Consider the following 26235-nt stretch of genomic DNA (forward strand, 5'->3'; position numbering starts at 1 on the left):
GATTCTGGTGCGGTTTCAGACCGGCCTGCGCCTCTGGCTACCAAAGAGCCGGGTGCGCCCCCTGTTTGATATTGATGAGGGGCTTTTAGACTCGGCGGTGGCGGCGGCGGTTGGGATTGACAGGGTGAGCGCCTGCCGGATGATTGAGGCGTTCCGGCTGGGAATCGTCCCCCATCAGGATGTGGAACTCTTCACCTTTGGCAGGGATAAGGAGCTGCGGCTTTTAGAGGAGGCGCTTGACGGACTTGCCCGCAGCCGGGGCGATGTCTATATGATTGAGGGCGAGTATGGCACCGGCAAGACCCATCTTTTAGAACTCATCCATCACCGGGCTTTAAAGAAGGGGATGGTCGCAAGCCTGGTGCAGTTTGATCCCCAGGAGGTCGCGCCCCACCGACCGAAAAGGGTCTATCGGGAACTGGTCCGCAACATCAGATTTATCCACGAGGGCAGGGAGTGTGGATTTCGGGAACTTCTGCGGATGGCGCTTGACCTTGACCTGAAAGACCATGTCTTCTTTGGACCGCTTTTAAGGAAGATGAAGAAACTTGACCCGCTTGCGACCGAAACCGAGGTGTTCTGGCAATGGGTTGAGGGTGAAAGCACGAAAGAGTATGCCACGGAGATGCGCGCACCCTACCGGGTTCGGGGTGCCCAGGGGATTCCCGCACTTTATGACTTCTCCACCGCTGCGGACTTCTATGGCAACATCATCTCGGCAATCTCCTATATCTGCCGGCAATTAGGCTTTAAGGGCCTGGTGCTTTTGATTGATGAGGCGGAGACCGTTACCCGGCTCTGGGATATCATCTACCTCTCCAAAAGCATCAACTTTATGGAGGGGCTGGTCCGGATTGCCCAGAACGACCCCCAGCTGCGCCAGATTAGCGACCGGCTGATTCACAATCAGGTCCGACCCGTCCCTTATATCTACCGTGAGCCGGCACTTTTAGTAATCTTTGCCACCACCCCAACCCCGGGCGAATACGGTTATTTAAGACTTGCCAACTCTATCCGGCACCGTATAGAACTTTCACCTTTGAGTGACCAGGCGCTTGCCAATGCCTTTGCCACAATGATAAATGTTTACGAGCGGGCATATCCCAATTTCCATCTGCCGGTAGAGGAGCAGAAGCGACTGCTTGCCCGAACCGCGCGCCAGAACAGCGCTGGCATCAGGGCGTTTATCAAAGGTTGTGTTGAGGCGCTTGACATCGCCCGGATGCGCCAGCAGGGGGTCTTGCCCCAAAGAGCGGCTGTGGCTTAGAACAAGGTGCCTTCTTCGCTTGAGGAACAGAAAGAGATAAGGACCGCGCTGGCACACACCTGGCCAGCATTCTTTGCCCGTTTCGGCTCATTGACCGAGGTCCAGGTCAAGGCGATTCCGGAAATCCTTTCCGGCAACAATTTGGTGCTCATTTCACCCGCAGCATCAGGCAAGACCGAGGCGGTTGTTGCCCCGGTTGTGGAAAGGCTGTTAAGCCAGGATTGCCGCAACTTTTCCGTCCTCTACATCTCGCCCACCCGCGCCCTGGTCAACGACCTCTATCGCCGTCTGGTTGAGCCCTTAGAATATTTAGGATTAAAACTTGAGCGCAAGACCGGCGACCATCCAACAGTCAGGGAAAAAAGCCTGCCCTTTATGCTCTTGACAACGCCGGAGTCATTTGACTCCCTCCTCTGCCGGCACCCGCGCATATTCTCAACCCTGAAGGCGGTGATTTTGGATGAGATTCACCTCTTGGATAACACCCCGCGCGGGGACCAGTTAAGGGTCCTTTTGGAAAGGCTGCGGCTCATCAACAGCAATCTAAATTATTATGCCCTTTCCGCAACGATTGACGACGAGAAAATCGGTGAACGCTACTTCTCCAATGCCCGAGTGGTAAAGGTGGCAAAGGAGCGGGAGATTGAGGCAGAACTCATCAAGGCTGGTCCGGACTGGCAGGGAAGGGTTATCCAGAGGCTTGTGGCTCAGGGCTGCCATAAGGTCTTGGTTTTCTTTAATGCCCGCTCACTTGCCGAGGCAAATGTTAAGCTGTTTGACCGGCCGCCTTTTACCGGCAAGGTCTGGGTTCATCATGCCAGCCTGACAAGGCAGGTGCGCGAGGAGGTTGAGGCAAAGATGAACAAGGAGCGCATCGGCATCTTGTGCTGCACCTCCACCCTTGAACTGGGGATTGATATCGGTGATGTTGATGCGGTGGTGTTGTTTCGCCCGCCATTCAATGTCTCCTCCCTATTACAGCGCATCGGCAGGGGAAACCGGCGCTCGGGGAACGGGTTGTATATGATTGGTGTCTATCTTGACTCCTGGGAAAGGCTGCTTTTTGAGACCTTTATTGACTGCGCGCGCAAAGGCGAACTTTATGAGAAGCGCTATACCCCCTGCCTTGCCATCCTGCCCCAGCAAATCATCTCCTACTGTTTTCAGCGCCGGCGCATCGGCACCACCTTTGATGCGCTTAGGCGCATATTTCAGCCGGTTTATGGCTCAAGCCCGGTGGTGGAGAAGGTTTTTGCGCATCTCCTTGACGAACGGGTTCTCCAGGAAAGGTCAAACGGTATTTTCTTCCTGACCGATGCCCTTGAGCACAAGGTGGAACTGGGCAAGATTCACTCCAACATCCAGGAGAAAAGTTTTGGCCAGTATCAGGTGATTGACATCACCTCCGGTCAGGAGATTGGCACGGTCTATTTTGTCCTTGAGCGGTTTGTTCTTGCCGGCAGGTCCTGGCAGACAATTGAACGCAAGGAGAGGGACAAAAAGATTCTTGTCAAACCCTTAGAGGCAATCTCCACCAGCACCAAGGTTTTTGAAGGCACTGGCACTGGCGGCTACTGCTATCTTATGGCTGAGGTCTTAAAAGCCAGGATTTTCCCGGGTCTGAAAAAGGGCGAGTTTCCATTTTACACAGATGGAGACCGGTCATATATTGTCCATCTCCTGGGCACAACCTATGGCGGGCTTCTCGCTGCGGCTCTGCAGGTTGAGGGCAAAGATGCCGAGGACTTGGGGGGCAAGGTTTTGATAATCAGCAATCACCGGGGGGGTGGTCCCCCCCACAGGAATATGGAGAGGTTTCCTTTGCCCACAAGAGAGGCGATCAAGGCGGTGGTACGCGCGCATCTTGAGATGTTTGAGGATAGCCTCGGCTCAGGCGCATTCTTTGACCTTCTCCCTGAGGAGTTAAAGGTTGAAGACCACCTCTTGACCCTTGATGTTGATGGGCTCTGGGAATACCTTGATGCCATCCAGCTGGTGCGGATGGAGCCTGCCGCGCTCAGGGCGCAGATTGGCGAGCATCTGCCGGAAATGGTTCAGGAATGAATAGGCTTTTGGTCGTTGCCTATTACACCCCGCCGCTCGGACTTTCCGGGGTGATGCGGGTGACAAAACTGTGCAAGTTTCTGCCCGATTTTGGCTGGGAGCCTATCATCCTCACGGTCAAGGATGTTGCCTATTATGCCTATGATGAAAGCCTCTTAAGCGACCTGAGCCGGGCAAAAATCTTCCGCACCGAAAGCCTGGACCCAAACCGGATTTTAAGAACACTGCAAAATGTAAAAGGCAAAAGGCAGAAGGCAAAAAGAGAACCACCATTGGGCAGCAGGTATGATTTAGCACGAGGGGCAAGGCTATTGAATTTCATCTTCCTTCCTGATGCCAAGGTTGGCTGGATGCCATTTGCGATTAAGGAGGGTAAAAGGCTCATTTGGGAACTGAAACCTCAGGCGGTTTTGGCAACAGCCCCGCCCTGGAGCGCACTACTAATTGGTTTGAAACTGGCGCAAAATGGCAACCTGCCTTTTATTGCCGACTTCCGCGACCCCTGGCCCGCGGGTTTTCAGGCACCCCCATTTTACCAGCGACCGTTTCTCAAGAAAATACTTAAGAGGATATTTGCCGGTGCCAGTATGGTCTTAGCGGTGAACAAAGGAACCGCACAAAGGATTGCGCACTACGGTGAAGAAAAGATAGCGATTTTGGAAAACGGTTTTGACCCGGATGAGTTTATTATAGCCCCGGAAAAACTGCCGGGCTTCAGCATCCTCTATGTAGGCAATCTTTATGAGAACCAGCAGGAGATCGCCGGTTTCCTCTCAGCACTCACTCAACTACCTGATGTCAGGTTTTACCTTGCTGGCAATATTGACAAAGAGAGCCAGAAAATGCTTCAGAAAAACAAACAGGTCACGCTTTTGGGCAGGGTTCCCCATTCCCGGGCGCTTGCCCTGATGAAGGGTGCGGATGCACTTTTGTACATCGGCAAACCCGGTCAGCCGGTCGGTTTGAAACTTTATGAGTATTTGGGCGCGCAAAAGCCGATAATTGTCTGGGCAGAGAACGCCCTCGAAGCGGCAGATTTGGTGAAGGAAATGGATGCCGGCAGCTCCTGCAATGATGCCGTATCTTTGGGCAGATTTATCCAGGAGATAAAGGAAAATCCAAACCGCTTTTCCGGGAAGGACCGCAGCCGGTTCAATCGCAGGAATCAGGCAGAATGGCTGGCACTACGCCTAAAAAGCCTGTTGTGAAGTTGCCAGTTAATAACCCGGATTAGGGCTGAGATTTCAAGAAGGGGCAAAAGGACAACCGCCTTCAGGAAAAAGGGGGCACCGGTGTTATATTTCTTCAAGAAGCGGAAAAGGGAGCGATGCGCCTCATAAACCATTTTTGGCTTTATTTGCCCGGTGCTAGCACCAAGTTTGTGATAAACCCTTGCCTCAGGCAGATATGCGGTCCTGCCGCCCTTTTGATAAAGCCGATAGGAGAGGTCAACATCATTGTAAAAGATGGGAAATGTTTCATCAAACCCTCCCAGCTCAGTGAAAACGGTGCGCCGGATTAAAAGGCAGGATGCCATCGGCTGCTCAACATACTGAAATTTGTCGTAGTCAAAATAGCGCAGGCGCCACTTGCCAATTTTTTTGAATTTCGGAAAGATTCTCGGCAGACCGGTCATCTCCCATAAAACCGATGAGAAAGTTGGAAATGAACGGATGGAGAGTTGCTTTGTGCCATCAGGGTTTAAAAGCCTTGGTGCCACCGCGGCAACAAGAGGGTTCTTGTCAAGGAACTCAACCATTCTGTCAAGCGCATCATCTCTAATGATGGTGTCCGGATTTAAAAAAAGGAGATATTCCCCCTGAGAGGCTGCCGCACCCTGATTGTTGGCACAGGCATAGCCAAGGTTCTTCTCATTCAGAATCAGTTTTAAATGAGGTGCGCTATAAGAAAGAAGTATCTCCCTGGTTTTGTCCCTTGATGCGTTGTCAATTACAATTGTCTCAAAGTCTGATGAGCACCTGATTGAACCAAGGCAGGCTTTGATATCCTCAGCGCTGTTATAGGTGACGATGATGATTGAAACCTTCAACTCAACCTCTACCTCAACCTATTCCTATTCCTGGTTGCGGTAGTACTCCAAGAGGTCGGCAAGGGTTTTTTCAAAGGGTATTTCTGGCTGCCAGGAGGTGAGGCGCTGAAACTTTTCCGCGCTACCTGAGAGATAGGGGATGTCATAGGGACGGATTTCGGTTGCACCGGAACGAACCTCAACCGGCTTATTTGCCATCTTTAAGAGAATATCAACCCCGTCGCGCAAGCGGATACAATTCCCAGAGGTTATGTTATAGGTCTCGCCGCTCAGGCAGTTTTCCATCGCCAAAACATAGGCGCGACAGATGTCCCTGACATCGGTATAGTCCCGGCGCACGCTCAAATCGCCCATCTTCAGAACCGGCTCCTGCCTACCCTTTTCCACCAGCGCAATGTGACGGGCAACCTTGGGAAACACAAACCTCGGCGCCTGACCGGGTCCAGTATGGCTGAAGGGTCGGACAATCACAATGTCCATCTCCCAGGTCCGATAATAAAGCCTGCCAATCTCCTCAGCCAAAAGTTTACTCCTGGCATAGGCGGTCAAAGGATTGGGTAGGTCATCTTCGGTGTGCGGCTTTTCACCCCGACCATAAACATCAGCAGATGATACCAAAAGAATCCGGCATGGGAGTCGCAACTGATGAACCGCAAGAAAAAGTTTCAGGGTCCCTAAAGTATTTACCTGATAACAGGGAACCGGCTCTTTCTCAGCATCGGCAACCGAGGAAATCCCGGCAAGATGGAAAATCCATTCCGGCCGGCTCTCTTCAAGAACCCTCTTTATCTCCTCAAATCGGCAGATGTCCGCATGGAAAAGTTCGGCAGCCAAGGGTGTCTTTGGCTCAGTATGATGAATCCCGTAAACCTGATACCCCTTTTCATTAAGATAATTGCAAAGATGGGTGCCAACAAAACCCTCAATGCCGGTGATGAGAACCCGCTTCATTGAGAACTCAAATCAAACCCGTTCGCGCCAGTAGTTGAGCAAATCCTCAAGGGTTTTTTCAAAAGGAATCTCCGGCTCCCAACCGGTTGCCTCCTTGAGTTTGGTGGCATCGCCAATCAGAAGTTCAACATCGCTTGGGCGCAGCCTCTTTGGGTCCTGCCTCACCTCAAACTTCACTTTCGCAAACCCTTTAAGAATCTCAACCACCTCCTTGATTTTGCGCCCCTTGCCCGTAGCAACATTGTAAACATCACCAGGCGTTCCCCTTTCCAGAATCAAATAATAGGCGCGCACCGTATCCCTGACATCGGTAAAGTCCCTGACCGCATCAAGATTACCCACATAAAGAATTGGCTCCCGCTTTCCTTTTTCCATCTCGGCAATCTGTTTGGCAAAATTTGATGTGACAAAAACCTGCCCCCTTCTCGGTCCGGTGTGATTAAAACCGCGGGTGCGGACGATGAACATCTTATAACTCTGGTGATACTGATAGCCCATCAAATCCTGCGCCACCTTGCTCACCGCATAAGGAGAGAGTGGTCTTAATGGGTTGGTCTCCTTTATCGGCACCTCATCCGGCAGAACCAGACCATACTCCTCGCTGGAGCAGGCAATCTGAATCCGGCATTCGCAACCACAGGCGCGCACCGCCTCAAAGATGTTGGTCTGACCAATCACATTGGTGACAAATGTCTCTGCCGGCGCTGCCCAGGACATCGGCACAAAACTCTGGGCAGCAAGGTGATAAATCCGGTCGGGCTTCACGAGGGAAATAACCTGATTGACCGAATAGGCGTCGCGCAGGTCGCAGTCATGGAGAAAAATCTTGCCCATAAGATGCTCAATGTTTTCGGTTCTTGAGCGCCACCGGATGATGCCATGAACCTCGCCCTTACCCAGCGTTAAAAGATAATCAGCCAGATGACTCCCAGCAAAACCGGTAATACCAGTAATCAAATATTTCAACTGACCTCCTTCGCAAATATTAGTTCGTAGTTATTGGTTTTTAGTTCATAAGACCAAGAACTTAGAACTAAGAACCAGAAACTAAAATTATTTTCCATTACGCCTTCTGCACCTTGCCCGAGCGGAGACAGCGGGTGCATACCCAGATGCGCTTGGTCGCAGTTCCTTCCTTCACCCGCACCCGCTGCAGGTTCGGCTCCCAGCGCCTTTTGGTAACATTATGGGCGTGGCTGATATTTGAGCCAACCATACCGACCTTGCCGCAAATCTCACAATGCTTAGCCATTAAATCCTCCTGTTATCAAGATAGTTCATAGTTAATCGTTTTCGGTTCCTGGTTCAGAAAACCAAAAACTAATATTCAAAGATAAGGTATAAACCTTGACCTGTCAAACAAAAGCAGGGGAATATTTACCATTTTTAATATAAAGATTTTACTTGACAGGGGGGGTAATTTTATAAAATTTCGTGTGTTGACTGAGTCTTCAATTTTCGTCTCTCTCTTACCCTGCAGTTATAATCTCTTGGTTTTGAGTTGCGCACAAAGGTTTCGAAAGACAGAAACCAACCGTTTTAGAAAATTTTTAACATTCGCCCTATGCGTGCGACCCTTCTTCTGCCGAAGCAGCGCGGCAGAAGGGGTGAAGAAATTAACGCTGCATCCCGGTTTTACCGGTTATTAATATTTCAAAAGGAGGTTTAAATGATAGTAAACATAATAGCGGCAATCCTGCTGGCGACTACTCCTGTTGTCTCAGAAAACGCCAATGTGCCAGCAGCACCAGTCTCAACCGTTACGATTGGTGATGTGGAGGTAACCTGGACCGAATTTGGCGTCCCGGAGCGAATAAACATCCAGGGCTATGTGACAACTGTTGCAGGTGAAACCCTCAGCGGCAATCGCTCAATGACTTTCAAACTTTATGATGCAGGGAGCGGCGGGAATGAATTGTGGAGTTATTCTGGCAGTGTGGAATTCCGAGCAGGTCTTTTCAGTATTGCCTTAGGAATCCCCGCTACTCACTTCTCATCTGGTGCTCAGCGCTGGCTTGAAGTAACTATTGAAGGTCAAACGCTCTCACCCAGAGTAGAAGTTACGAGCGCAGCATTCGCATACCGCAGTATCAAAAGCGACACGGCGAATTACAGCACATCTGCCTCACCTTCAGGTCCTGCTGGAGGTGACTTGACCGGAAACTACCCTAATCCAAGTATCGCCAACAATGCTGTTACATCGGCAAAGATTCAGGATGGAACAATCCAACAAGCAGATTTAGGATTTACCTGCGGTGACATTACCGGTGTTTACGCTGGAACTGGATTAACTGGTGGTGGTAGTTCGGGTGAAGTAACACTCAGTTTCAATACCAGTTACACTGTTCCCAATGCCGACAAGGTGGACAATTACCATGCCGGAAATTCCTCTGGGCAAGTTCCGATTTCAAACGGCACCCTCTGTTCCAACCTGAATGCGGATATGCTTGACGGCTACCACGCCAGCAATTTGCCTGTTCCTTCGCACAGTCATAGCCTTACATTGTCCGGTGATGTTACTGGCTCTGGCAATGTTCCGGGCACAATTACGACAAACATTGCCAGCGGGGCGGTTGGCACAAGTGAATTGGCGGATGAGGCTGTGACAATCGACAAAATAGCAAATCCATTATTCACAAGTGAACCTTTTTACATTCAAAGAACATCCGGGTGTCCAACCGTGAGTGTACGTAATACTGCCACTAGCGGTGACGCCGATGTTTTATATGCAAGGGCACTTTTATCTAATTCATCATCTACTTGGTGTCTGAGCTCAATTACTCAAAAAGGTTATGCTCTTTGGGTAGCGAAAAACGCGGACGATAATGTATATGCACTATATGTCGATGCTTATGGATCTGGTTCCGGTGCAGAGGGTATTTATACCGATGGTAGATTAGTTGCTGAAGGAGGGAAGTCAACGGTAGTAAGGACTTCTAAGGGAAAAGAAGTTCTCTTTTGTGTCGAATCGCCCGAAGAAGAATTTTACTCTAACGGAACAGCACAACTCAGTAATGGGATGGCCTCAGTCACCTTTGATAGACTCTTTAGCGAAGCGATTTCACCATATATACCTGTAAGGGTTATAATTACCCCGGTAGGTTCTTGGAGTGGTATATATGTGCAAAATACAACAGCAAATGGCTTCATAGCTCGATGTGAAACTGGAAATATGAATGCTGAATTTAATTGGATAGCTATTGGAAGAAGAAAAGGTTCGGAAAAAAGACCTGTCATTCCTATTCCCAACGACGAAGAGATTGAACAAATGAAAGAAAAAAAGATTCAATAGGAGGAAATATGCGTAAATCTTTCTTATTTGCTATTACCTTGCCTATGTTGATATCCAATCTTTCTATTGCCCAAAATTACATCCTTAAAGCCGATATTCTTGATGGAGGCGGTACAAAGACAACTTCTTCTGATTATATCTGTCAATTGAGCATCGGGCAATCGGTTGCATCGGGAATTGTTACAAGCGGCAATTATAAAGGCATCATCGGCTTCTGGCATAATCCTTATGGGGGTGGATTGCCGGGAATTGAAGAGGTATCTACACACTCTCTTTCTCCAGTAGTTTTTAATCTTGCGCAGAATCTTCCCAATCCATTCGCCAATCGCACGGTCATTCAGTATTCTCTTCCCAAAGAGACAGAAGTTTGTCTAAAGGTCTACAACTCAACTGGTAGAGTGGTAACAACACTTGTGCAAGGAAAACAGCAGGCAGGTATCTACAATGTCGTCTGGAATGTTCGTAATGTGCCTAAAGAACAATTGCCAGCCGGAACCTACTTCTACCGACTTAAAGCAGGTGAATTCACGGCGATAAGGAAGATGGTGAAGTTGGAGTAGGCATTTACCTCACTTTAATCCTCTTCCATTAAGGAAGAGAGGAGAAAGGATAATGGGCGGGGATTTCTCCTCGCCCATTTTAATAGTTGACCAGGACCTGTTTTTGAGTATCATTAATTGATGAAGCAGAAACTATCCCCTTATCGTAACATCAATGCATTTATCCGCAAAGGGGAGAAGTATTATGTGGCAGAATGTGTTGAAATTGGTGTAGTTACTCAGGGTAAAACGGTTGACGAGACCATCGCCAATCTCAGAGAGGCGGTGGCACTACACTTAGAAAATGAGGACCTTGCGGAGTTGGGGTTTGCCCGGAATCCTTCTTTAATAATTACGATGGAATTAGAGCCCATCCTAAGTGCCATCTAAACTAAAAAGGCTCACAGGTCCGGAGGTCATTAAAATTCTACAACAATTTGGGTTTGAGGTCCATTCCCAAAGGGGAAGCCATATTAAGTTGCGAAGGATAAGTTCAGCCGGTGAGAAGCAGACTTTGACCCTCGTAACCCACAAAGAACTTGATACCGGCACTATTTATGCGATATTCCGGCAGGCATGCCGCTATTTGCCCGAAGAGCAATTGCGACGATATTTTTATACCGAGTAATATCGCTTGGTCGCCAATCAAAATGGTGTAACCTGCTTTAACTGTCTTTTCATCTATTTTTATTTTGGTTTTACAATCGGTTTGACTCTCTGACCTGAGGTGGTTGGAATTTGCAAAAAATAAACACCGGCGGGTAACCGTTCAAAATTTTTTAGATTGACCCTTCTGCCGGATTTGTCATAAAGGGAGAAGTTGCCGGTCAATGAGTTAAGAAAGGAGCCGGTAAGAATTGTTGGTATCCCCGGCGCAACGCTTAAATTTTTTTCCTCAGGGCTGTTAATCCCCTGTCCGATAAATATGTCTGCAGGAACGCGGAGATAAATCACCGGATTTAATCTCCTTTCACCCTCACCCAGCTCCCACGAGCCCGCCTCCTGGTCGGCAAAGTAAAGGATGTGCAATGTGTCGTCAACAACCTCGGCAAGATAGGGAAACCGTTTGCTCGCCTCATCCGGCTGGGTGAGCCTTAAGGGCTCGGTCCAGGTTCTGCCGTTATCAAATGAAGCAGCAGCCCAGATGTCAGCACGGGCGATATTGGTTCTGGGGTCAATGTTTTGCGGGTCAAACTGCTCCCAGACACAATAAAGCCGGTTGAAATCGGAGTGAAACCTTCTGCGGTCAATTCCGATTGATGGACGGCAGAGCGCAGCGGTGTAAAAACCGAGTTTGCTGGTGTCGGCAAAGGTGCATTCGGTGATAAAACTCCAGTTAGGCTCCTGATACTGGCAGTAGTGCCAGAGCTGAACCCTGCCTCGGTTTTCACCGTCATAAAGGTCGCAGACCAGATGGGGCTGGACCGAGTCGTAGGTTAGACAGCCGCCAAAAAGGGAGCGGTTGCAGTCTGATGGCACAGAGTCAGAAAGGCTCCTTGTCCCGTACCAGGTGCCACCACCATCAGGTGTCTCGCGCAGATAAATCTTTTTTGTCCGATATTCGGTCCAGACAAAGCCCAGCCTGCTGGAGATTTTTGAGGCGAAGATGTTGTGCAGGGCAAAAGGCCCAATCGGTCCGAGGTTGCGCCTTGACCACTGGGTGTAATAGTAAAGGCTTTCGTTCCTAATCGCGGCAAACTTGGGATAGCCAAACCTGGCAGCGGCAACAAGGTTGAACTGAAGATTGGGACCAATTGTGGTCTCCTCAAACCTGCCCGCGCCACAGGCAGAGTCAATAAAAAGGGTGATGAGCCTTCTGCCTTTGAAGAGATAGTCCGTGGCGATTAAAGCCCTGCCATTGGTGATGTCATAGTCAAGGCAGCCAAGGTTGCGCTGATAAGGGTTGACAGTTACCCCTTCATCCCAGCGCCAGTTGCCATTCTTTGGTCTAAAGTTATACCGGATTTCGCCATAACCGGTCTTGTAGATGGCATGAAACCCGCGTGCGGTGTCATAGGCAAGATAGCGCACAGCCGGACCCAAAAACTGCCGGTCCCGGTCGGTCCAGCCGATGGTGTCGCACGGAAACTGGGCAGAGGAAAAAGAAATCCACAAAAGGAGAAAAATAGCCAACCACCGCCGGCTTAACATCAAAATTAATATAGCCCGGATTGTTCAAAAATCAAGGTTTTATATCTCCCAACCTGCCCTGTTTAGCCGCGGAAAGAGTACTGTTATATTTTCAGGGTATAATTTTCTAAGTATTTGATTTTTCAAGCGATAAAGAAAACAGGTAGGTCCTCCCCACCCTCCCCTCTATCCTCTCCAGTATGATAATGTTTTCGTGGTTAACATTAAACCCCAAGTTCAGTTTTACATTGAATTTGATTTTAATAACAAGGGAAGGGGTAATCGCAGAAACAGAGCCAAAATCTTTCCAGACAAATGATTGAAAATGAATCGGAAAAGGGGAAATCTTGGCGATTTTAGCAAACCGCTCAACTTTGAGGCAAAGGTTGGGTTTAATTTAAAAGCCTGAATTTGACCCGATGGTTATGGTTGTTATGATTGGGGGATGTGGGAAAAACAAATATTTGAAAAAATCTGTCAGGAGATTGAAAGGCTTGAGCCGGAGATGATTGAAATGCAGCGCCGCCTGACCGCGCTCCCTGCAATCAGCCCGAGGTCAGGTGGTGAGGGTGAAAAGGCAAGGGTTGATTATCTCAAACCCTTACTTGACTCCTGGGGTCTTGAGGTTCTGGAGCTGCGCGCACCTGACCCTTCGGCTCCGTGCGGCTATCGACCAAGCATTATCGCCAAACTTGCCGGTAAAAGGGCAAGACCAACTATCTGGGTTATGACCCATCTTGATGTTGTGCCTTCAGGACCAAAGGAGTTGTGGCTTTCTGACCCGTTTGCTGCCCGAGTTGAGAATGGCAAAATCTTTGGTCGCGGGGTTGAGGACAATCAGCAGGAGATGGTGGCAAGCATCTTTGCCTTAAAGGCGCTTTTAAATCTTGGTCTGAAACCACAACTGACGGTTGGGCTGATGCTGGTTGCGGATGAGGAGACCGGCTCTGAGTTCGGGGTTGACTGGCTCTTAAACAATCACAAATTCTGCGCCCCTGACGATTTGGTTGTTGTCCCGGATGCCGGTAATGAGGAAGGCACCCTTCTTGAGATTGCCGAGAAGTCCATCTTGTGGCTCAAGTTTACAACCTATGGTCAGCAGGCGCACGGCTCAACACCCCATCATGGCAACAACGCCCATCGGGCAGGTGCCAACCTCCTTTTACGGCTGGATAAGGTTTTGCACCACACCTTTGCTGCCAAGGATGAGCTCTTCACACCCCCCTACTCAACGATTGAACCGACCAAAAAGGAGGCAAATGTCCCCAACATCAACACCATTCCGGGAGAGGATGTCTTCTATTTTGATATGCGGATTTTACCTCAATACCAACTTGAAGAGGTCTTAAATAAGGTAGAGGAGGTGAAGGCAGAGATTGAGGCGGAGTTCAAGGTGAAAATCAAGGTAGAGGTTGAGCAAAAGGCGCAGGCAGCACCGCAGACATCTCCGGATGCGCCGGTGGTAAAGATGCTTGCGCACGCGGTACGAGCGGTTTACAACAAAGAGCCGTTTCCCAAAGGGATTGGCGGTGGCACGGTTGCTGCCTTTTTCCGGAGGCTGGGGATTCCGGCGGTTGTCTGGGGCAAAAACTGCGGTCAGGCACATAAGCCCAACGAGTTCTGCCTGATTGCCAATATGGTGGGCAATGCCAAGGTTTATGCCCATCTCTTTGGGCAAAAGGTTGAGGATGTTCAAGGTTGACTTATGCCTTGTAATGGTTAAATTGAGTTATGGAGCTTCGCTCACCTGAGGAGTTAAGACAGTTTGTTGACCTTGACCGGGCCGAGGTTGTTGACCAGAGGGCACGTGGGGGTGAGGTGATTTTAATCCCGCTCCTAAACCCTCTTGCACCTCTGCCCGCACTCAGCGCCATTGCCGACAACCTCTCCTGGTTTATGGAACAGGTTACCGGCAGGGGCTATCAGAAGGCGGAAGAGGTTTACGATATCGGGTTTGTGGTGCGGGAGCCCGGACATCACGCCTACGGTCTCAAGGTCAATGCCGATGGTCCAATGGTGGTGATTTCCCGGGTTTCGGTCTTAGAGGATGAGACCGTTTTCCAGCGCTATGTGAACTACCTTCATACCGGCATCTTCCTCTGATTGCGTTCAAGGGCAAGAATCAGCATCTCCAAGAAAAAGCAAAAGGCGGCAAGGTAAAAAAGCCACTGGGCGAGTTCGGTGATGGCTGCGCCTGAGCCGGTGCGAACCTTTATCCCTTTTTTACTAACCTGGCTTAAGGGTACTGGTGTCAAATCCCCCTCTTCAGGCAAAGGGTTAACCACGATTGTCAGGGTATCGCTATTAATCACCCTATAGATACCCGGAACCTTTGTCTCGGTAATAAGGAGATAAGGACGGGGTAGAGCCGGTTCAGGGGTTAAGCTCCTTTCATAAACCGGCGTTGAGAGCAGATGGGGTCGAGAACTGGCAACATCAAGCCGGATGGTCTCACCCGCAGTAAATTCAGATTTCAATGCGAGGCTGGTGAGATGGGCAAGGGTGCGATGGAGTAGCGGGGCAAAGGCTGCCTTGTACACCAAATCGGTTGCCTCAGGAACAGGCGCAAACGACCAGATGATAACAGGCTTCTCTAAAAGCTCCAGGATTAGCGGGTCACCGCTGCTCAATTGGACAAGGGTATGCGCGCCTGCAAAGCGAGAGTAGCGAAAGACCCTAATCTGAGCAAGGTCGGTTTTGCGAAATATGTCAAGGACAGGATGGCTGGTGTCAATCTCACTGACAGCGACAAACCCGGCAGGCTGGGCTTGCCCGATGAGTTTGAGATACCTGCCCAACCCTGAATTCTCCGGCAGGGTTGGAGCCGCGCAGACCAAGGCAGAACCGCCGGAATGAAGATAAAACTCAAGCCGGTCAAAATCAGCATCCTGAAGCGCTCCGGCATCGGTGATGATGATAACCGGATACTTGCGCAGCTCAGTTTTCCGCAACTGGGTGATGTCCAAAAGGAATGGTTGAAAAAGAGTGGTATCGGCCAAGAGCGCAAGATAGATGTATTCTCCTGGCACTGCCGCAGAGGCAAAAATCGGCACCGGGGTCTGCTTCGGAATGGTAAAGGCAAAGTAACGGATGTTGTCAATGGTTAAGGAATCAAAGACAAGTTCAACCGTGCCGGTATAGGTGCCCGGCTTTTCCAAACGATAGCTGAAGTTTATTTTTGTCTTTGTCTTGGGCTTGAGGTCAACAGCCTGCTCCTCAAGGTGGTTCCCAATTTTCAGCTGGACAATGCGACTAATTGCTGAATTTGAGTAATTGGCAATCTCCGCCTTGATGGTGTTATCCTCAAGATAAACACGGGCGATACCGGCATTTTCGAACCTCACGCCCCCAACATTGATAACCTCAAGAAATTCTATAAGGCTTGCCGGCAGGGAATCGGGAAATGTGCGCTCCTGCAGGTCGGTGATGAGCACAACCGGCATCGGACTACTATTGACAAAGGCTGCTGCCCGATTGAGCGCAGGATAAAGAAGGGGCGCAAGTGTGGATGGCTTGATGGCGTCAAGGATGTTGTGAACCGCAGTTTGACCGGCGAACAATGTCTCCGGTTGACTGGCAAGGAGAAGATAAGGGCGAGAGGTGGAGTTGCTGATTTGCCGGCAGGCAGCCAGCGCCTGATGCCAGCGGTCACCATAACCCATACTGTAGGAGTCGTCAAGAATCAAGAGCAGCCGCTCGGTCCTGAGAAAGCCGGGACTTCTTACCGGCAGATACGGACGGGTCAAGGCAAAAAGCAGCAAGAGCAGGGTAAGGGTTCTCAGGACAAGCAGGATGATTTCCTTGAGCCGAAGCCATGAGAAGCGCTCACGGCGCACCGTCTGCAAAAGCAGAAGCGAAGGGAAATCCTTGCGCCGCAAACGCAAACGGCTCAAAAGATGGATGATAAAGGGGATTGCGGCCAGGGGCAAAAGCCAGAAAAACTGAGGTGAGAAAAAGCGCATCAGCCCAAACGGCGCCGGCGCTCAAGATAGGCAAGCAGCGCCTGGTCAAAAGGGGTGGCGGTGCTTATCGGCTGATAGTCAATTGCCGCCTCCGCGCAGCCGCGGCGAAACTCCTGAACGCGCCTGGCAAAACCGGCGCGGTATTGCGCCTGAATCAGCCGCGGGTCAACGGTTATCTCCTGCCCGCTCTCAAGGTCGCGCAAAACCACAGGATTGCGGAAGTCAAGTTTCTCCTCATCCGGATGAAAGATGTGGAAGAGCAGCAGTTCGTGCTTGCGCGCCCGGAAGTGGCGCAGGGCAGATATGATTGCCTTTTCATCGTCCCAAAGGTCAGAGATGATTATCACCAGCCCCCGCCGCTTGATGCGCTCGGCAAGTTCATGCAGGGTTCTGCTCAAATCGGTTTCGCCCCCGGGTTTCAAGTTCTCCAGTTCGCGCCAAAGGATGCGCAGATGGCTGGCACGGGCACGGCAGGGGATATAGCGGTCAATCTTACTTGAAAAGGTGACAAGACCGGTTGAATCCTTCTGACGGTTCAAGAGATAGGCAAGCGCCGCACAAAGCCAGCAGCCATAGTCAAGTTTGGTATAACCGCCGGTTGCATACGCCATTGAGTTGGACGCGTCAAGCACAAGATAGGCGCGCAGGTTGGTCTCCTCCTCGTACTCGCGCACAAAAAACCGGTCGGTGCGGGCATACACGCGCCAGTCAATCCGCTTGAGTTCATCTCCGGGCATATACTGGCGGTGCTCGGCAAACTCAACCGAAAACCCCTTATAAGGCGAGCGGTGCAGACCGGCAAGAAACCCCTCAACCACCAACCGCGCCTTCAGGTCAATCCCTTTCAGTTTGGCGATGAGTTCCGGTTTCAAAGGCTGAGTTACCAAGGGCATAAATCAGTTTAACGACGAACAGGGCTATCTGTCAAACAATTATCTCCCTGAGAGACAAATTTTTTATACCATTTTTCACTGCCAGGCTCACCTGGGGGGTCACCCCCCTCCTGATTTCAGGCTTTGTTTAAGTTATGAATTTACGAATCTTAGCCGATTTTCAGCCTGTTCGCGGGTTACGGGTAGGCTTTCTCGGGCTTTCTTTTATTGATTTGTCTTTTTGTGCTTTTATTATAGAACAAATGGCAAAGAGAAAGGCAAAAGGGTTTAAGAGCATGCAGGACCGATTGCCCGCGGTCCTGCGGCAGCTCGGTCTTAATGACAAGATGCTGGCTTACCGGGCGGTGGCGGACTGGAGCCTTATTGCTGGCGAAGGGCTTGCCAAGCACTCAAGGGCGTTTGCGGTTGAGGACAAAACACTGGTGGTGGCGGTTGATTCGCCCGCCTGGATGGCGCAGCTTTATTATCTTAAAGGCGAACTTTTGACAAAAATCAGCCGCCATATCGGCAAGGGGCTCATAACCGATGTCCGCTTTGTCCTCAAAAGCACGCCCTTCAACACTTGATTCCCCTTTATAATTTGCTATAATTATTTCCGTGCCCGAGACCTACAGTGCAGCACAAATCCATGTCTTGAAAGGTTTGGAGGCGGTCCGGCATCGACCGGCAATGTACATCGGCGATGTTGGCACCCGCGGTGTCCACCATCTAATTTTTGAGGTGGTGGACAATGCCATTGACGAGGCGCTTGCCGGCTATTGCGACTTAATCACCGTTACCCTCCACAGCGAGGATGAGGTTTCGGTTGAGGACAATGGCAGGGGTATTCCGGTTGACATCCATCCGACCGAGAAAAAGTCGGCGCTTGAGGTGGTGCTGACCATCCTCCATTCCGGCGCCAAGTTTGAGCACAAGGTCTATTCCATCTCCGGCGGTCTGCACGGCGTCGGGGTTTCGGTTGTCAACGCCCTTGCCGAGTATCTCATTGCCGAGGTGTACCGGGATGGCAAAATTTACCGGATGGAGTTTGAGCGCGGGCAGGTGAAAAAGGAACTAACCGTCACCGGCAAGACCAAAAAGCGGGGGACAAAGATTACCTTCAAACCCGACCCGAAGATTTTCAAGAAGGTCAGCTTCAGCTACGACATCCTCGCCAACCGGCTGCGCGAACTCGCCTATCTCAACAAGAACTTAAAAATCAGGCTGGTGGATGAGACCGCTAACCGGGAGGAGACATTTCATTACCCCGGCGGACTGGTGGAGTTCATCGCCTTTCTTGACAAGGGCAGGAACCGGCTGCACAAGCCAATAGTGATTGAGGAGAAGCGCAACGGTATGGAGGTGGAGGTTGCCTTCGAGTACAACGACGGCTTTGTCGAGAGCATCTTCTCCTTTGCCAACACAATTAACACCCATGAGGGCGGAACCCACCTCTCCGGCTTCAAGGCGGCACTCACCCGCTGCATCAACGAGTATGCCCGCAAGACCGGTCAGTTAAAGGAGGAGATTGAACTGGCCGGTGAGGACACCCGTGAGGGCTTGACCGCGGTGGTCTCGGTTAAAATTCCCGACCCCCAGTTTGAAGGTCAGACCAAGACCAAACTGGGCAACAGCGAAGCCAAGAGCATTGTTGAGACGGTTGTCAATGAACGGCTCTCCGCCTACTTTGAGGAAAACCCGCGGGTGGCAAACCGGATTTTGGAAAAGGTGATTGCCGCTGCCAAGGCACGGCTGGCGGCGCGCAAGGCGCGCGAACTTGCCCGACGCCGCTCGCTCTTGGAATCTGATACCCTCCCGGGAAAACTGGCAGACTGCGCCTCTGAGGACCCGGAGGAAAGTGAACTCTACATCGTTGAGGGCGACTCTGCCGGCGGTTCAGCAAAGCAGGGACGGGACCGCAGGTTTCAGGCGGTCCTGCCATTGCGGGGCAAGATTTTAAATGTGGAAAAGTCCGGCTTGAACCGGATTCTCTCCAACAACGAAATCCGGGCGATAATCTCGGCAATCGGCGCTGGTGTGGGCGAGGATGACTTTGACCCCCAGAAGGCGCGCTATCACCGGATTGTGATAATGACCGATGCGGATGTTGACGGCTCCCACATCCGCATCCTCCTCCTCACCTTCTTTTACCGGTTTATGCAACCGTTGATTGAGGCGGGCTACCTTTACATCGCCCAGCCGCCGCTTTACCGGGTGCGGCAGGGAAAGCAGGAGTTTTACCTCTACAGCGACGAGGAGCTGGCAGCCTTTACCAAAAAGGCAAAGGGCGATAACCTTGAAATTGCCCGGTTCAAGGGTCTCGGTGAAATGAATCCGGAGCAACTTTGGGAGACAACGATGAATCCCGAGAAACGCACCTTGAAGAGGGTAACGATGGAGGACGCAACCGAGGCGGATGCGGTCTTTAGGATGCTGATGGGTGAGGAGGTTGAGCCGCGTCGTGAGTTTATTGAAAAGAACGCCCGCAAGGTAGAAAATTTAGATATTTAATAAAAACCGGCCCTGCCTCCTTTCATTCAAAAACAGGGCCGGCGCTTTGTTTGTTTTTATTATTATTACATGCCGTAACCGCCGCCCGAGCCGAAACTGGTGAGAATCGACATATAGGGCATGATGATGGCAACAATCAGAAAGACCGCGGCCACACCCATCATGAGAATCATTATCGGCTCAATCATCCCGGTGAGGTTCTTAACAGCATACTCCACCTCGCTGTCGTAATAGTCAGAAATCTGCTTTAACATCTCATCGAGCGCACCGGACTCCTCGCCGGTTGCCACCATCTGGACAACCATCGGTGGAAATACACCCAACTCCCGCATCGGTGCGGCAAGACCCCGACCGCGGCGAACACTCTCTGTAAGGCTGTCAACCGCCTGGGACAGATAGACATTGCCAATGGTTTTGGATACGAGGTTGAGGCTCCGGAGAATCGGCAGACCGGTGCGGTCAAGGGTCTCAAACATCCGGGCAAACCGTGAAAGTGCCATCTTGTAAACGATAGGTCCGAAAATCGGCAGGCGGAGTTTGGTCCGGTCCCACCACATTCTGCCCGCACTGGTACGGATAAACATATAGAAAAGGACAACGACCGCGGCAAGCAGAAGAGCAATGATATACCAGTACTTGCCCATAAAGTTCGTGACCGCGATGAGAATCTGAGTCGGTAGCGGCATCTTGCCACCAACTGTGGTTAAGAGCGAGACAAACTTGGGCAAAACAAATGTGGCAAGAACGATGACCGCGATGACAAAGAAGACCATCAGGATTATCGGGTAACGCATGGCACTCCCGACATCAGACCTGAGTTTCCGCTCGTGCTCAAGGAGCATCACCAGCCGGTCAAGGATGTCATCAAGCACACCGCCGGTCTCACCTGCCCAGACAGAATTGACATAGAGGTCGTTGAAGATACGTGGGTGCTTTGCCATCGCCACTGACAGACCGGCACCGCCCATCAGGTCTTTGCGGATGGCATCAAGCGCCTTTGCCAGGGGCTTGGATTTGGTCTGTGCCTGCAGGGCACCGATTGCTGTCAGCATCGGCAGACCGGCGCGGTGCAGTGTGACGAACTGCCGCGTGAAGTTGATGAGGTCAACAAGTTTTACCCGCTCAAAATACTGACTGAGGTTGAGTTGCGGACCCCGAATGGCAGCCCTTTTCTCTTCGCGGATGGAAATCGGAATATAGCCGAGGGCGTCAATCTGGTCGGTTACGGTTTTTATATCCGCACCTTCAAGGGTTCCGGATACAATCCTCCCTTGTTTGTCACGAACCTTGTAACGAAAGAGTGGCATATCTCTCCTCTCTTATAGGTTACTCAACCTTTTCTGCTTCTTCCATCACCTCTTCAATAGTGGTGATTCCAGCAACAACCTTGCGCAGTCCATCCTCCCAGAGGGTCTTCATCCCGAATTCCCGTGCCAGCGCCCGCACCGAAGATGTTGGTGGTCTGGTCACAACCAGTTCCCGGATGCGGTCGTTCATCCTCATAACCTCAAAGATGCCGATTCTACCTCGATAACCGGTATTCCGGCAGTGCTCACACCCTGTGCCCTTGTAGAACTTTGTACCAGGTGGTAATTCAAGAGCCTCGAGCATCTTTGGTGGTGGCTCATACTCAACCTTGCATTTCGGGCAGATACGACGCACCAGCCTTTGGGCAACAACACCCTCAAGACCGGAGGCAACAAGGAAGGGCTCGATACCCATATCGATTAAACGGGTAACCGTTCCTGGTGCATCGTTAGTGTGAATAGTGGAGAAAACCAGCTGACCGGTCAGAGCGGCACGAATCGCCACGCTTGCGGTCTCTGCGTCACGAATCTCACCAATCATTATCACATCCGGGTCCTGACGGAGAATATGACGCAGACCGACAAGGTAGGTGTAACCAGCACGCTCATTCACCTGAGACTGACAGATGTCATCAATATCATATTCAACCGGGTCCTCAATAGTAATGATATTTTTGTCCAAAGAGCGGATCTCAGCAAGGATGGCGTAAAGGGTGGTGGACTTTCCGCAACCAGTGGGGCCGGTGACTAAGATAACGCCGTGAGGTTTGGCAATCATCTCCCGCAGCGCCGCATTGGCTTCATCAACCAGACCCAATTCGTCAATTGACAAAAGGCGGGTACGGTCAAGGATACGCATTACCACCGTTTCGCCGTAAGTTGTCGGGAATGTAGAAACACGGAAGTCAATTTCGCGTCCGTCAACAAAGGCACCATAACGACCATCCTGAGGCACACGCTTTTCCGCGATGTTCATTCGGGACATAATCTTGATACGAGAGACAACCGCCAACTGCAAGGCCTTCTTCGGAGAGACAATCGGATGGAGAACACCGTCAATCCGGAAACGAACCCGCAACCCTTCACGGGTTGGTTCAATATGGATGTCACTGGCACGTTCGCGCACCGCCCGAATTATCATCTGATTCACCCATCGGACAACCGGTGCTTCTGATGCGAGCGCCTCTAATTTCTGAGGCTCCAGCCCCTGTTCTGCCGCCACCCCGGTCTCCTCCTCAACCGGGAGGTCGTCCAAATCTGCCAGCTCGAGATCCTCCTGGGCTTCATCAGGTGACGGTGCCGAGTAATACTGGTTTAGCGCTTGGTAGAGGTCGGTTTCCCGACAGACCATAGGTGTAATATCCATACCGGTTGTTCTCCGTACCTCATCAATCGTAAATATGTCCCCAGGATCGACCATTGCTACTGCGAGCGTGTTTCCCGAGCGGAAAAGTGGAATGACCCGGTTTTTGCGAAGAAAATCCTCAGTAAATAACTGCATTACCTCAGAGTCCAAACGAAATGTATTTAAATCAATAAACGGTACGCCGTATTTCTGTTCTAATGCGGCACCGCCATCATCAATCGGTGTCTGTTCATTCGCCATATTTAAACCTCCTTAAAGGTATTAAATTCCAATTCATTAAGTATATAATATTACACCAAACCAACTTTTTTGTCAACTAAATCTTTCAAACCAAAAACAAAGCGGTGGGTTGTGATATTTATAATATTGGGCAAAACGGATTTATGGTTGCGGTAATTATTCGGGTAAGGCCACAAGGGACAATTTCACGCACCACGATTCACTGAGCAAAGAAAGGCCACTTTCTCTTTGAGAAGATTCGCTAGTAGATTTTTTTACAAAATTAAAACCCGGCAGCGACCTACTCTCCCACGCCGTTGCCAGCGCAGTACCATCGGCCCTGGAGGGCTTAACGGCTCTGTTCGGTATGGGAAGAGGTGTTTCCCCTCCGGTATCACCGCCGGGAATACAAAACTCCAAACTCTTTAAGGAGAAGAAGCAGACTGAACTCTCAAGCCGCACGGCCGATTAGGACCACTCGGCTGAACGCATTGCTGCGCTTACACCTGTGGCCTATCAACCTGGTAGTCTACCAGGGGCCTTCAGGGTGCATCGCCTTGCGGCGAGCACGCGGGAGACCTAATCTTGGGATGGGCTTCCCGCTTAGATGCCTTCAGCGGTTATCCCTTCCGTACTTGACTACCGAGCGGTGCCCTTGGCAGGACAGCTCGTACATCAGAGGTACGTCCACCCAGGTCCTCTCGTACTATGGGCAGCTTCCCTCAAGTCTCCTGCGCCCACGATGGATAGAGTCCGAACTGTCTCACGACGTTCTGAACCCAGCTCACGTACCGCTTTAATGGGCGAACAGACCAACCCTTGGGACCTTGTCCAGCCCCAGGATGCGATGAGCCGACATCGAGGTGCCAAACCGGGCCGTCGATGTGAACTCTCGGGCCCGATCAGCCTGTTATCCCCGGAGTACCTTTTATCCGTTGAGCTATGGCCCTTCCACGCAGAGCCACAGGATCACTAGGTCCGACTTTCGTCTCTGCTCGACGTGTCCGTCTCACAGTCAGGCCGGCTTATGCCCTTGCGCTCCACACACGGTTGCCGTCCGTGCTGAGCCGACCTTTGAACGCCTCCGTTACCTTTTGGGAGGCGACCGCCCCAGTCAAACTACCCGCCTGCCACTGTCCACCGCCTGGATGTACAGCACGGTGTTAGAACCCCAACAGAACAAGGGTGGTATTTCACTGACGGCTCCGTCCGGACTGGCGCCCGGACCTCACAGCCTCCCACCTATTCTACACATGCTCGGCCAAGGTCCAATGACAAGGTGTAGTAAAGGTTCACGGGGTCTTTTTGTCCAATCGCGGGCAGGCGGCATCTTCACCGCCACTACAGTTTCGCCGGGCTTCTCGTTAAGACAGCGCTCCACTCGTTACACCATTCGTGCGGGTCGGAACTTACCCGACAAGGAATTTCGCTACCTTAGGACCGTTAGAGTTACGGCCGCCGTTTACCGGGGCTTCGGTCGGGAGCTTTGCCTTGCGGCTGACCCCCTTCCTTAACCTTCCGGCACCGGGCAGGTGTCAGTCCCTATACTTCGCCTTCACGGCTTAGCAGAGACATGTGTTTTTGTTAAACAGTCGGCAGAGCCACTTCACTGCGGCCACCTTGCGGTGGCACCCCTTCTCCCGAAGTTACGGGGTTAGATTGCCGAGTTCCTTAACGAGAGCTCACCCGAGCGCCTTTGGATATTCTCCTCACCCACCAGTGTCGGTTTACGGTACGGTCACCCTGATGTCTGGCATAGAGGCTTTTCTCGGCAGCAGGTCCGGTTCAGTTCCCCTGCCTAACGGCAGGGTCCCCATCACCACAGTGAATTCCGCGTGCGGATTTGCCTACACGCCATCACCGTGGCTTAGACCCCGATCCAGCACGGGGCTAAACCATTCCAACTGCGTCCCCCCTTAGCTCGTAACGACACCAAGGTGGTTCCGGAATGTTGACCGGATTCCCATCACCTACGCCTTTCGGCCTCGGCTTAGGCACCGACTAACCCTGGGCGGATTAACCTTCCCCAGGAACCCTTGGGTTTTCGGCGAACAGGTTTTTCACCTGTTTTAACGCTACTCGTCCCGGCATAATCACTTCTGGTTCGTCCACCCGGCCTCGCGGTCGGGCTTCAACCTACTGCAGAACGCTCCCCTACCACTCCAGTTCGCTACGAACTGAAGTCCACAGCTTCGGCGGTATGCTTGAGCCCCGATAAATTTTCAGCGCAAGGTCGCTCGACTGGTGAGCTGTTACGCACTCTTTAAATGATTGCTGCTTCTAAGCCAACATCCCAGCTGTCTGAGCAACCTCACCTCTTTTCCCACTTAGCATACACTTAGGGGCCTTAGCTGATGGTCTGGGTTATTCCCCTCTCGGCCATGGACCTTAGAGCTCACAGCCTCTTTCCCGCAATCTGATGTTGCGGCATTCGGAGTTTGGTCGGGTTTTCCCCCACATTGTGGGGGAGCGCCCGTCCAGTGCTCTACCTCCGCAACAAAACTTGCGAGACTGCCCCTAAAGGCATTTCGGGGAGAACCAGCTATCACCCGGTTTGATTAGCCTTTCACTCCTACCCACAGCTCATCCGAGACTATTGCAAGGGTCACCGGTTCGGTCCTCCCTTGGGTGTTACCCCAAGTTCAACCTGGCCATGGGTAGATCACACGGGTTTCGGGTCGAATGCGCGCGACTAGTCGCCCAATTAGGACTCGCTTTCGCTCCGGCTTCGCCTCAAATGAGGCTTAACCTCGCCACGCACATTCACTCGCCGGGTCATTATGCAAAAGGCACGCGGTCACAGCCATCGCCAAACCTTGCGGAAAGGCGAAAGGCTGCTCCCACTGATTGTAAGCACATGGTTTCAGGTTCTATTTCACTCCCCGCCAGGGGTTCTTTTCACCTTTCCCTCACGGTACTGGTGCACTATCGGTCAGTTGAGAGTATTTAGCCTTGGAAGGTGGTCCTCCCTGATTCCCACAGGGTTTCTCGTGCCCCGTGGTACTTGGGATTCCAGCCGCGGGAGAGCCAACCGCTTTCGCCTACGGGACTATCACCCTCTCTGGTGCTTCTTTCCAGAAGACTTCGACTAACGGTTGACCTTTCTCACTCCCTCGCCTCACAGCAGTTAGCGTGGCTGGTCCCGCAACCCCGTTCCGGCAACGCCTGCTGGCTTGACACCGGAATCGGTTTGGGCTCTTCCCCTTTCGCTCGCCACTACTCAGGGAATCGCAGTTGCTTTCTTTTCCTCCGGGTACTGAGATGTTTCACTTCCCCGGGTTAGCCTCCCAGGACTATGGATTCATCCCGGGATGTGTGGACATTACTCCACACGGGTTACCCCATTCGGGAATCGCCGGGTCAAAGCTTGTGTGCAGCTCACCGGCGCTTATCGCAGCTTACCACGCCCTTCATCGCCTTCAACTGCCGAGGCATCCACCATGTGCTCTTAGTAGCTTGAGGTGAATATCAGCCTGCCTCTTCTCCAAATTGTCAAAGAGCAAAATCTCGAAAATTTTGGCTACCAATATAATAATCATTTCTTTGCCACAAGTCAAGCAGAAAATTAAATTTATTTTAACATTTTTGTAGATTCATAACACTTTGATAAAACTAAACTTAAAAAATAAATTGACTTCTCTTTCTTCGGTATAATAAAAAGGCTGACCCCGGGGGTCACCGGGGGTCTGCCTTTCTTAGTTTATG

20 protein-coding genes and 2 rRNA genes are annotated in these 26235 nt (G+C 51.3%); 11 read left to right on the forward strand and 11 right to left on the reverse strand.

The features are described 5' to 3' along the window. From ABIK47_03620 to ABIK47_03630, 3 genes are all read left to right on the forward strand, one after another. A partial coding sequence (locus ABIK47_03620) for a BREX system ATP-binding domain-containing protein (protein ID MEO0019715.1) occupies nt 1-1267 on the forward strand: 1267 nt, incomplete at its 5' end. A gap of 6 nt (nt 1268-1273) precedes the next feature. Beyond that, nucleotides 1274-3331 carry a DEAD/DEAH box helicase gene (locus ABIK47_03625; GenBank protein ID MEO0019716.1) on the forward strand — a complete coding sequence of 686 codons (2058 nt, stop codon included), beginning with the start codon at nt 1274-1276 and terminating at the stop codon, nt 3329-3331. Then, a complete protein-coding gene (locus tag ABIK47_03630) occupies nt 3328-4539 on the forward strand; it encodes a glycosyltransferase (GenBank protein MEO0019717.1) in 1212 nt (403 codons plus the stop codon). The genes ABIK47_03625 and ABIK47_03630 overlap by 4 nt, the downstream gene beginning before the upstream one ends. Here the strand turns inward: ABIK47_03630 and ABIK47_03635 are convergent. From ABIK47_03635 to rpmB, 4 genes are all read right to left on the reverse strand, one after another. Beyond that, on the reverse strand, nt 4497-5381 hold the full coding sequence (locus tag ABIK47_03635) for a glycosyltransferase family 2 protein (protein ID MEO0019718.1): 885 nt from the start codon (nt 5379-5381) through the stop codon (nt 4497-4499). The two genes, ABIK47_03630 and ABIK47_03635, sit on opposite strands and share 43 nt — an antisense overlap. Before the next feature lie 24 nt (nt 5382-5405). After that, nucleotides 5406-6332, reverse strand: coding sequence for a GDP-mannose 4,6-dehydratase (locus ABIK47_03640; protein ID MEO0019719.1), 927 nt, complete (start codon nt 6330-6332; stop codon nt 5406-5408). Between the two features lie 12 nt (nt 6333-6344). Further along, nucleotides 6345-7298, reverse strand: coding sequence for a GDP-mannose 4,6-dehydratase (locus ABIK47_03645; protein MEO0019720.1), 954 nt, complete (start codon nt 7296-7298; stop codon nt 6345-6347). 97 nt (nt 7299-7395) lie between these two features. Further along, nucleotides 7396-7584, reverse strand: a complete 189-nt coding sequence (gene rpmB / locus ABIK47_03650) for a 50S ribosomal protein L28 (protein ID MEO0019721.1) — start codon at nt 7582-7584, stop codon at nt 7396-7398. Between the two features lie 417 nt (nt 7585-8001). On the opposite strand from rpmB, the gene ABIK47_03655 reads away from it, so the two are divergent. The 4 genes from ABIK47_03655 to ABIK47_03670 all read left to right on the forward strand — a co-directional run bounded on the left by ABIK47_03655 (nt 8002) and on the right by ABIK47_03670 (nt 10791). Next, nucleotides 8002-9624 carry a hypothetical protein gene (locus ABIK47_03655; protein ID MEO0019722.1) on the forward strand — a complete coding sequence of 541 codons (1623 nt, stop codon included), beginning with the start codon at nt 8002-8004 and terminating at the stop codon, nt 9622-9624. 8 nt (nt 9625-9632) lie between these two features. Further along, entirely contained in the window at nt 9633-10184 is a 552-nt protein-coding gene (locus ABIK47_03660) for a T9SS type A sorting domain-containing protein (GenBank protein ID MEO0019723.1), read from the forward strand. A 120-nt stretch (nt 10185-10304) separates the two neighbouring features. Continuing rightward, nucleotides 10305-10553, forward strand: a complete 249-nt coding sequence (locus tag ABIK47_03665) for a type II toxin-antitoxin system HicB family antitoxin (GenBank protein ID MEO0019724.1) — start codon at nt 10305-10307, stop codon at nt 10551-10553. Next, on the forward strand, nt 10543-10791 hold the full coding sequence (locus tag ABIK47_03670; protein MEO0019725.1) for a type II toxin-antitoxin system HicA family toxin: 249 nt from the start codon (nt 10543-10545) through the stop codon (nt 10789-10791). Before ABIK47_03665 ends, ABIK47_03670 begins: the two co-directional genes overlap by 11 nt. Before the next feature lie 59 nt (nt 10792-10850). On the opposite strand, the gene ABIK47_03675 is transcribed toward ABIK47_03670, so the two are convergent. After that, on the reverse strand, nt 10851-12314 hold the full coding sequence (locus ABIK47_03675) for a T9SS type A sorting domain-containing protein (protein ID MEO0019726.1): 1464 nt from the start codon (nt 12312-12314) through the stop codon (nt 10851-10853). A gap of 424 nt (nt 12315-12738) precedes the next feature. Between ABIK47_03675 and ABIK47_03680 the strand changes: the two genes are divergently transcribed. Both ABIK47_03680 and ABIK47_03685 read left to right on the forward strand, forming a co-directional pair. Beyond that, the gene (locus ABIK47_03680; protein ID MEO0019727.1) at nt 12739-13995 is read left to right on the forward strand and encodes a M20 family metallo-hydrolase; all 1257 of its coding nucleotides are present in this window, start codon (nt 12739-12741) and stop codon (nt 13993-13995) included. Between the two features lie 29 nt (nt 13996-14024). Next, the gene (locus ABIK47_03685) at nt 14025-14396 is read left to right on the forward strand and encodes a hypothetical protein (GenBank protein MEO0019728.1); all 372 of its coding nucleotides are present in this window, start codon (nt 14025-14027) and stop codon (nt 14394-14396) included. Here ABIK47_03685 and ABIK47_03690 read toward each other — a convergent pair. Further along, nucleotides 14375-16255, reverse strand: a complete 1881-nt coding sequence (locus ABIK47_03690) for a BatA domain-containing protein (GenBank protein ID MEO0019729.1) — start codon at nt 16253-16255, stop codon at nt 14375-14377. The genes ABIK47_03685 and ABIK47_03690 overlap by 22 nt on opposite strands. Further along, entirely contained in the window at nt 16255-17148 is an 894-nt protein-coding gene (locus tag ABIK47_03695) for a DUF58 domain-containing protein (protein ID MEO0019730.1), read from the reverse strand. The genes ABIK47_03690 and ABIK47_03695 overlap by 1 nt, the downstream gene beginning before the upstream one ends. 242 nt (nt 17149-17390) lie before the next feature. On the opposite strand from ABIK47_03695, the gene ABIK47_03700 reads away from it, so the two are divergent. Then, a complete protein-coding gene (locus tag ABIK47_03700; protein ID MEO0019731.1) occupies nt 17391-17714 on the forward strand; it encodes a DUF721 domain-containing protein in 324 nt (107 codons plus the stop codon). Between the two features lie 25 nt (nt 17715-17739). Then, nucleotides 17740-19638 (forward strand): DNA topoisomerase (ATP-hydrolyzing) subunit B, encoded by a 1899-nt coding sequence (gene gyrB / locus ABIK47_03705; GenBank protein MEO0019732.1) that lies wholly within the window; start codon nt 17740-17742, stop codon nt 19636-19638. A gap of 65 nt (nt 19639-19703) precedes the next feature. Here gyrB and ABIK47_03710 read toward each other — a convergent pair whose 3' ends face one another. From ABIK47_03710 to ABIK47_03725, 4 genes are all read right to left on the reverse strand, one after another. Further along, nucleotides 19704-20945, reverse strand: coding sequence for a type II secretion system F family protein (locus tag ABIK47_03710; GenBank protein MEO0019733.1), 1242 nt, complete (start codon nt 20943-20945; stop codon nt 19704-19706). Between the two features lie 19 nt (nt 20946-20964). Beyond that, nucleotides 20965-22551, reverse strand: a complete 1587-nt coding sequence (locus tag ABIK47_03715; protein MEO0019734.1) for a GspE/PulE family protein — start codon at nt 22549-22551, stop codon at nt 20965-20967. Between the two features lie 267 nt (nt 22552-22818). Further along, nucleotides 22819-22935 (reverse strand): 5S ribosomal RNA (gene rrf, locus ABIK47_03720). A 42-nt stretch (nt 22936-22977) separates the two neighbouring features. After that, nucleotides 22978-25992 (reverse strand): 23S ribosomal RNA (locus ABIK47_03725). Nucleotides 25993-26235 lie beyond the last annotated feature (243 nt).

The organism is candidate division WOR-3 bacterium (assembly GCA_039801245.1).
GTDB lineage: Bacteria > Hydrothermota > Tepidihabitantia > Tepidihabitantales > Tepidihabitantaceae > JAOABP01.

Excerpts from the sequence above, each read along its gene's own strand:
- ABIK47_03710 (MEO0019733.1), bottom strand. The coding sequence starts at position 20,945 with ATGCCACTCTTTCGTTACAAGGTTCGTGACAAACAAGGGAGGATTGTA.
- ABIK47_03700 (MEO0019731.1), top strand. The coding sequence starts at position 17,391 with ATGGCAAAGAGAAAGGCAAAAGGGTTTAAGAGCATGCAGGACCGATTG.
- ABIK47_03665 (MEO0019724.1), top strand. The coding sequence starts at position 10,305 with ATGAAGCAGAAACTATCCCCTTATCGTAACATCAATGCATTTATCCGC.
- ABIK47_03685 (MEO0019728.1), top strand. The coding sequence starts at position 14,025 with ATGGAGCTTCGCTCACCTGAGGAGTTAAGACAGTTTGTTGACCTTGAC.
- ABIK47_03695 (MEO0019730.1), bottom strand. The coding sequence starts at position 17,148 with ATGCCCTTGGTAACTCAGCCTTTGAAACCGGAACTCATCGCCAAACTG.
- ABIK47_03715 (MEO0019734.1), bottom strand. The coding sequence starts at position 22,551 with ATGGCGAATGAACAGACACCGATTGATGATGGCGGTGCCGCATTAGAA.
- rpmB (MEO0019721.1), bottom strand. The coding sequence starts at position 7,584 with ATGGCTAAGCATTGTGAGATTTGCGGCAAGGTCGGTATGGTTGGCTCA.
- ABIK47_03675 (MEO0019726.1), bottom strand. The coding sequence starts at position 12,314 with ATGTTAAGCCGGCGGTGGTTGGCTATTTTTCTCCTTTTGTGGATTTCT.
- ABIK47_03660 (MEO0019723.1), top strand. The coding sequence starts at position 9,633 with ATGCGTAAATCTTTCTTATTTGCTATTACCTTGCCTATGTTGATATCC.
- ABIK47_03640 (MEO0019719.1), bottom strand. The coding sequence starts at position 6,332 with ATGAAGCGGGTTCTCATCACCGGCATTGAGGGTTTTGTTGGCACCCAT.
- ABIK47_03630 (MEO0019717.1), top strand. The coding sequence starts at position 3,328 with ATGAATAGGCTTTTGGTCGTTGCCTATTACACCCCGCCGCTCGGACTT.
- ABIK47_03655 (MEO0019722.1), top strand. The coding sequence starts at position 8,002 with ATGATAGTAAACATAATAGCGGCAATCCTGCTGGCGACTACTCCTGTT.
- ABIK47_03680 (MEO0019727.1), top strand. The coding sequence starts at position 12,739 with ATGTGGGAAAAACAAATATTTGAAAAAATCTGTCAGGAGATTGAAAGG.
- ABIK47_03690 (MEO0019729.1), bottom strand. The coding sequence starts at position 16,255 with ATGCGCTTTTTCTCACCTCAGTTTTTCTGGCTTTTGCCCCTGGCCGCA.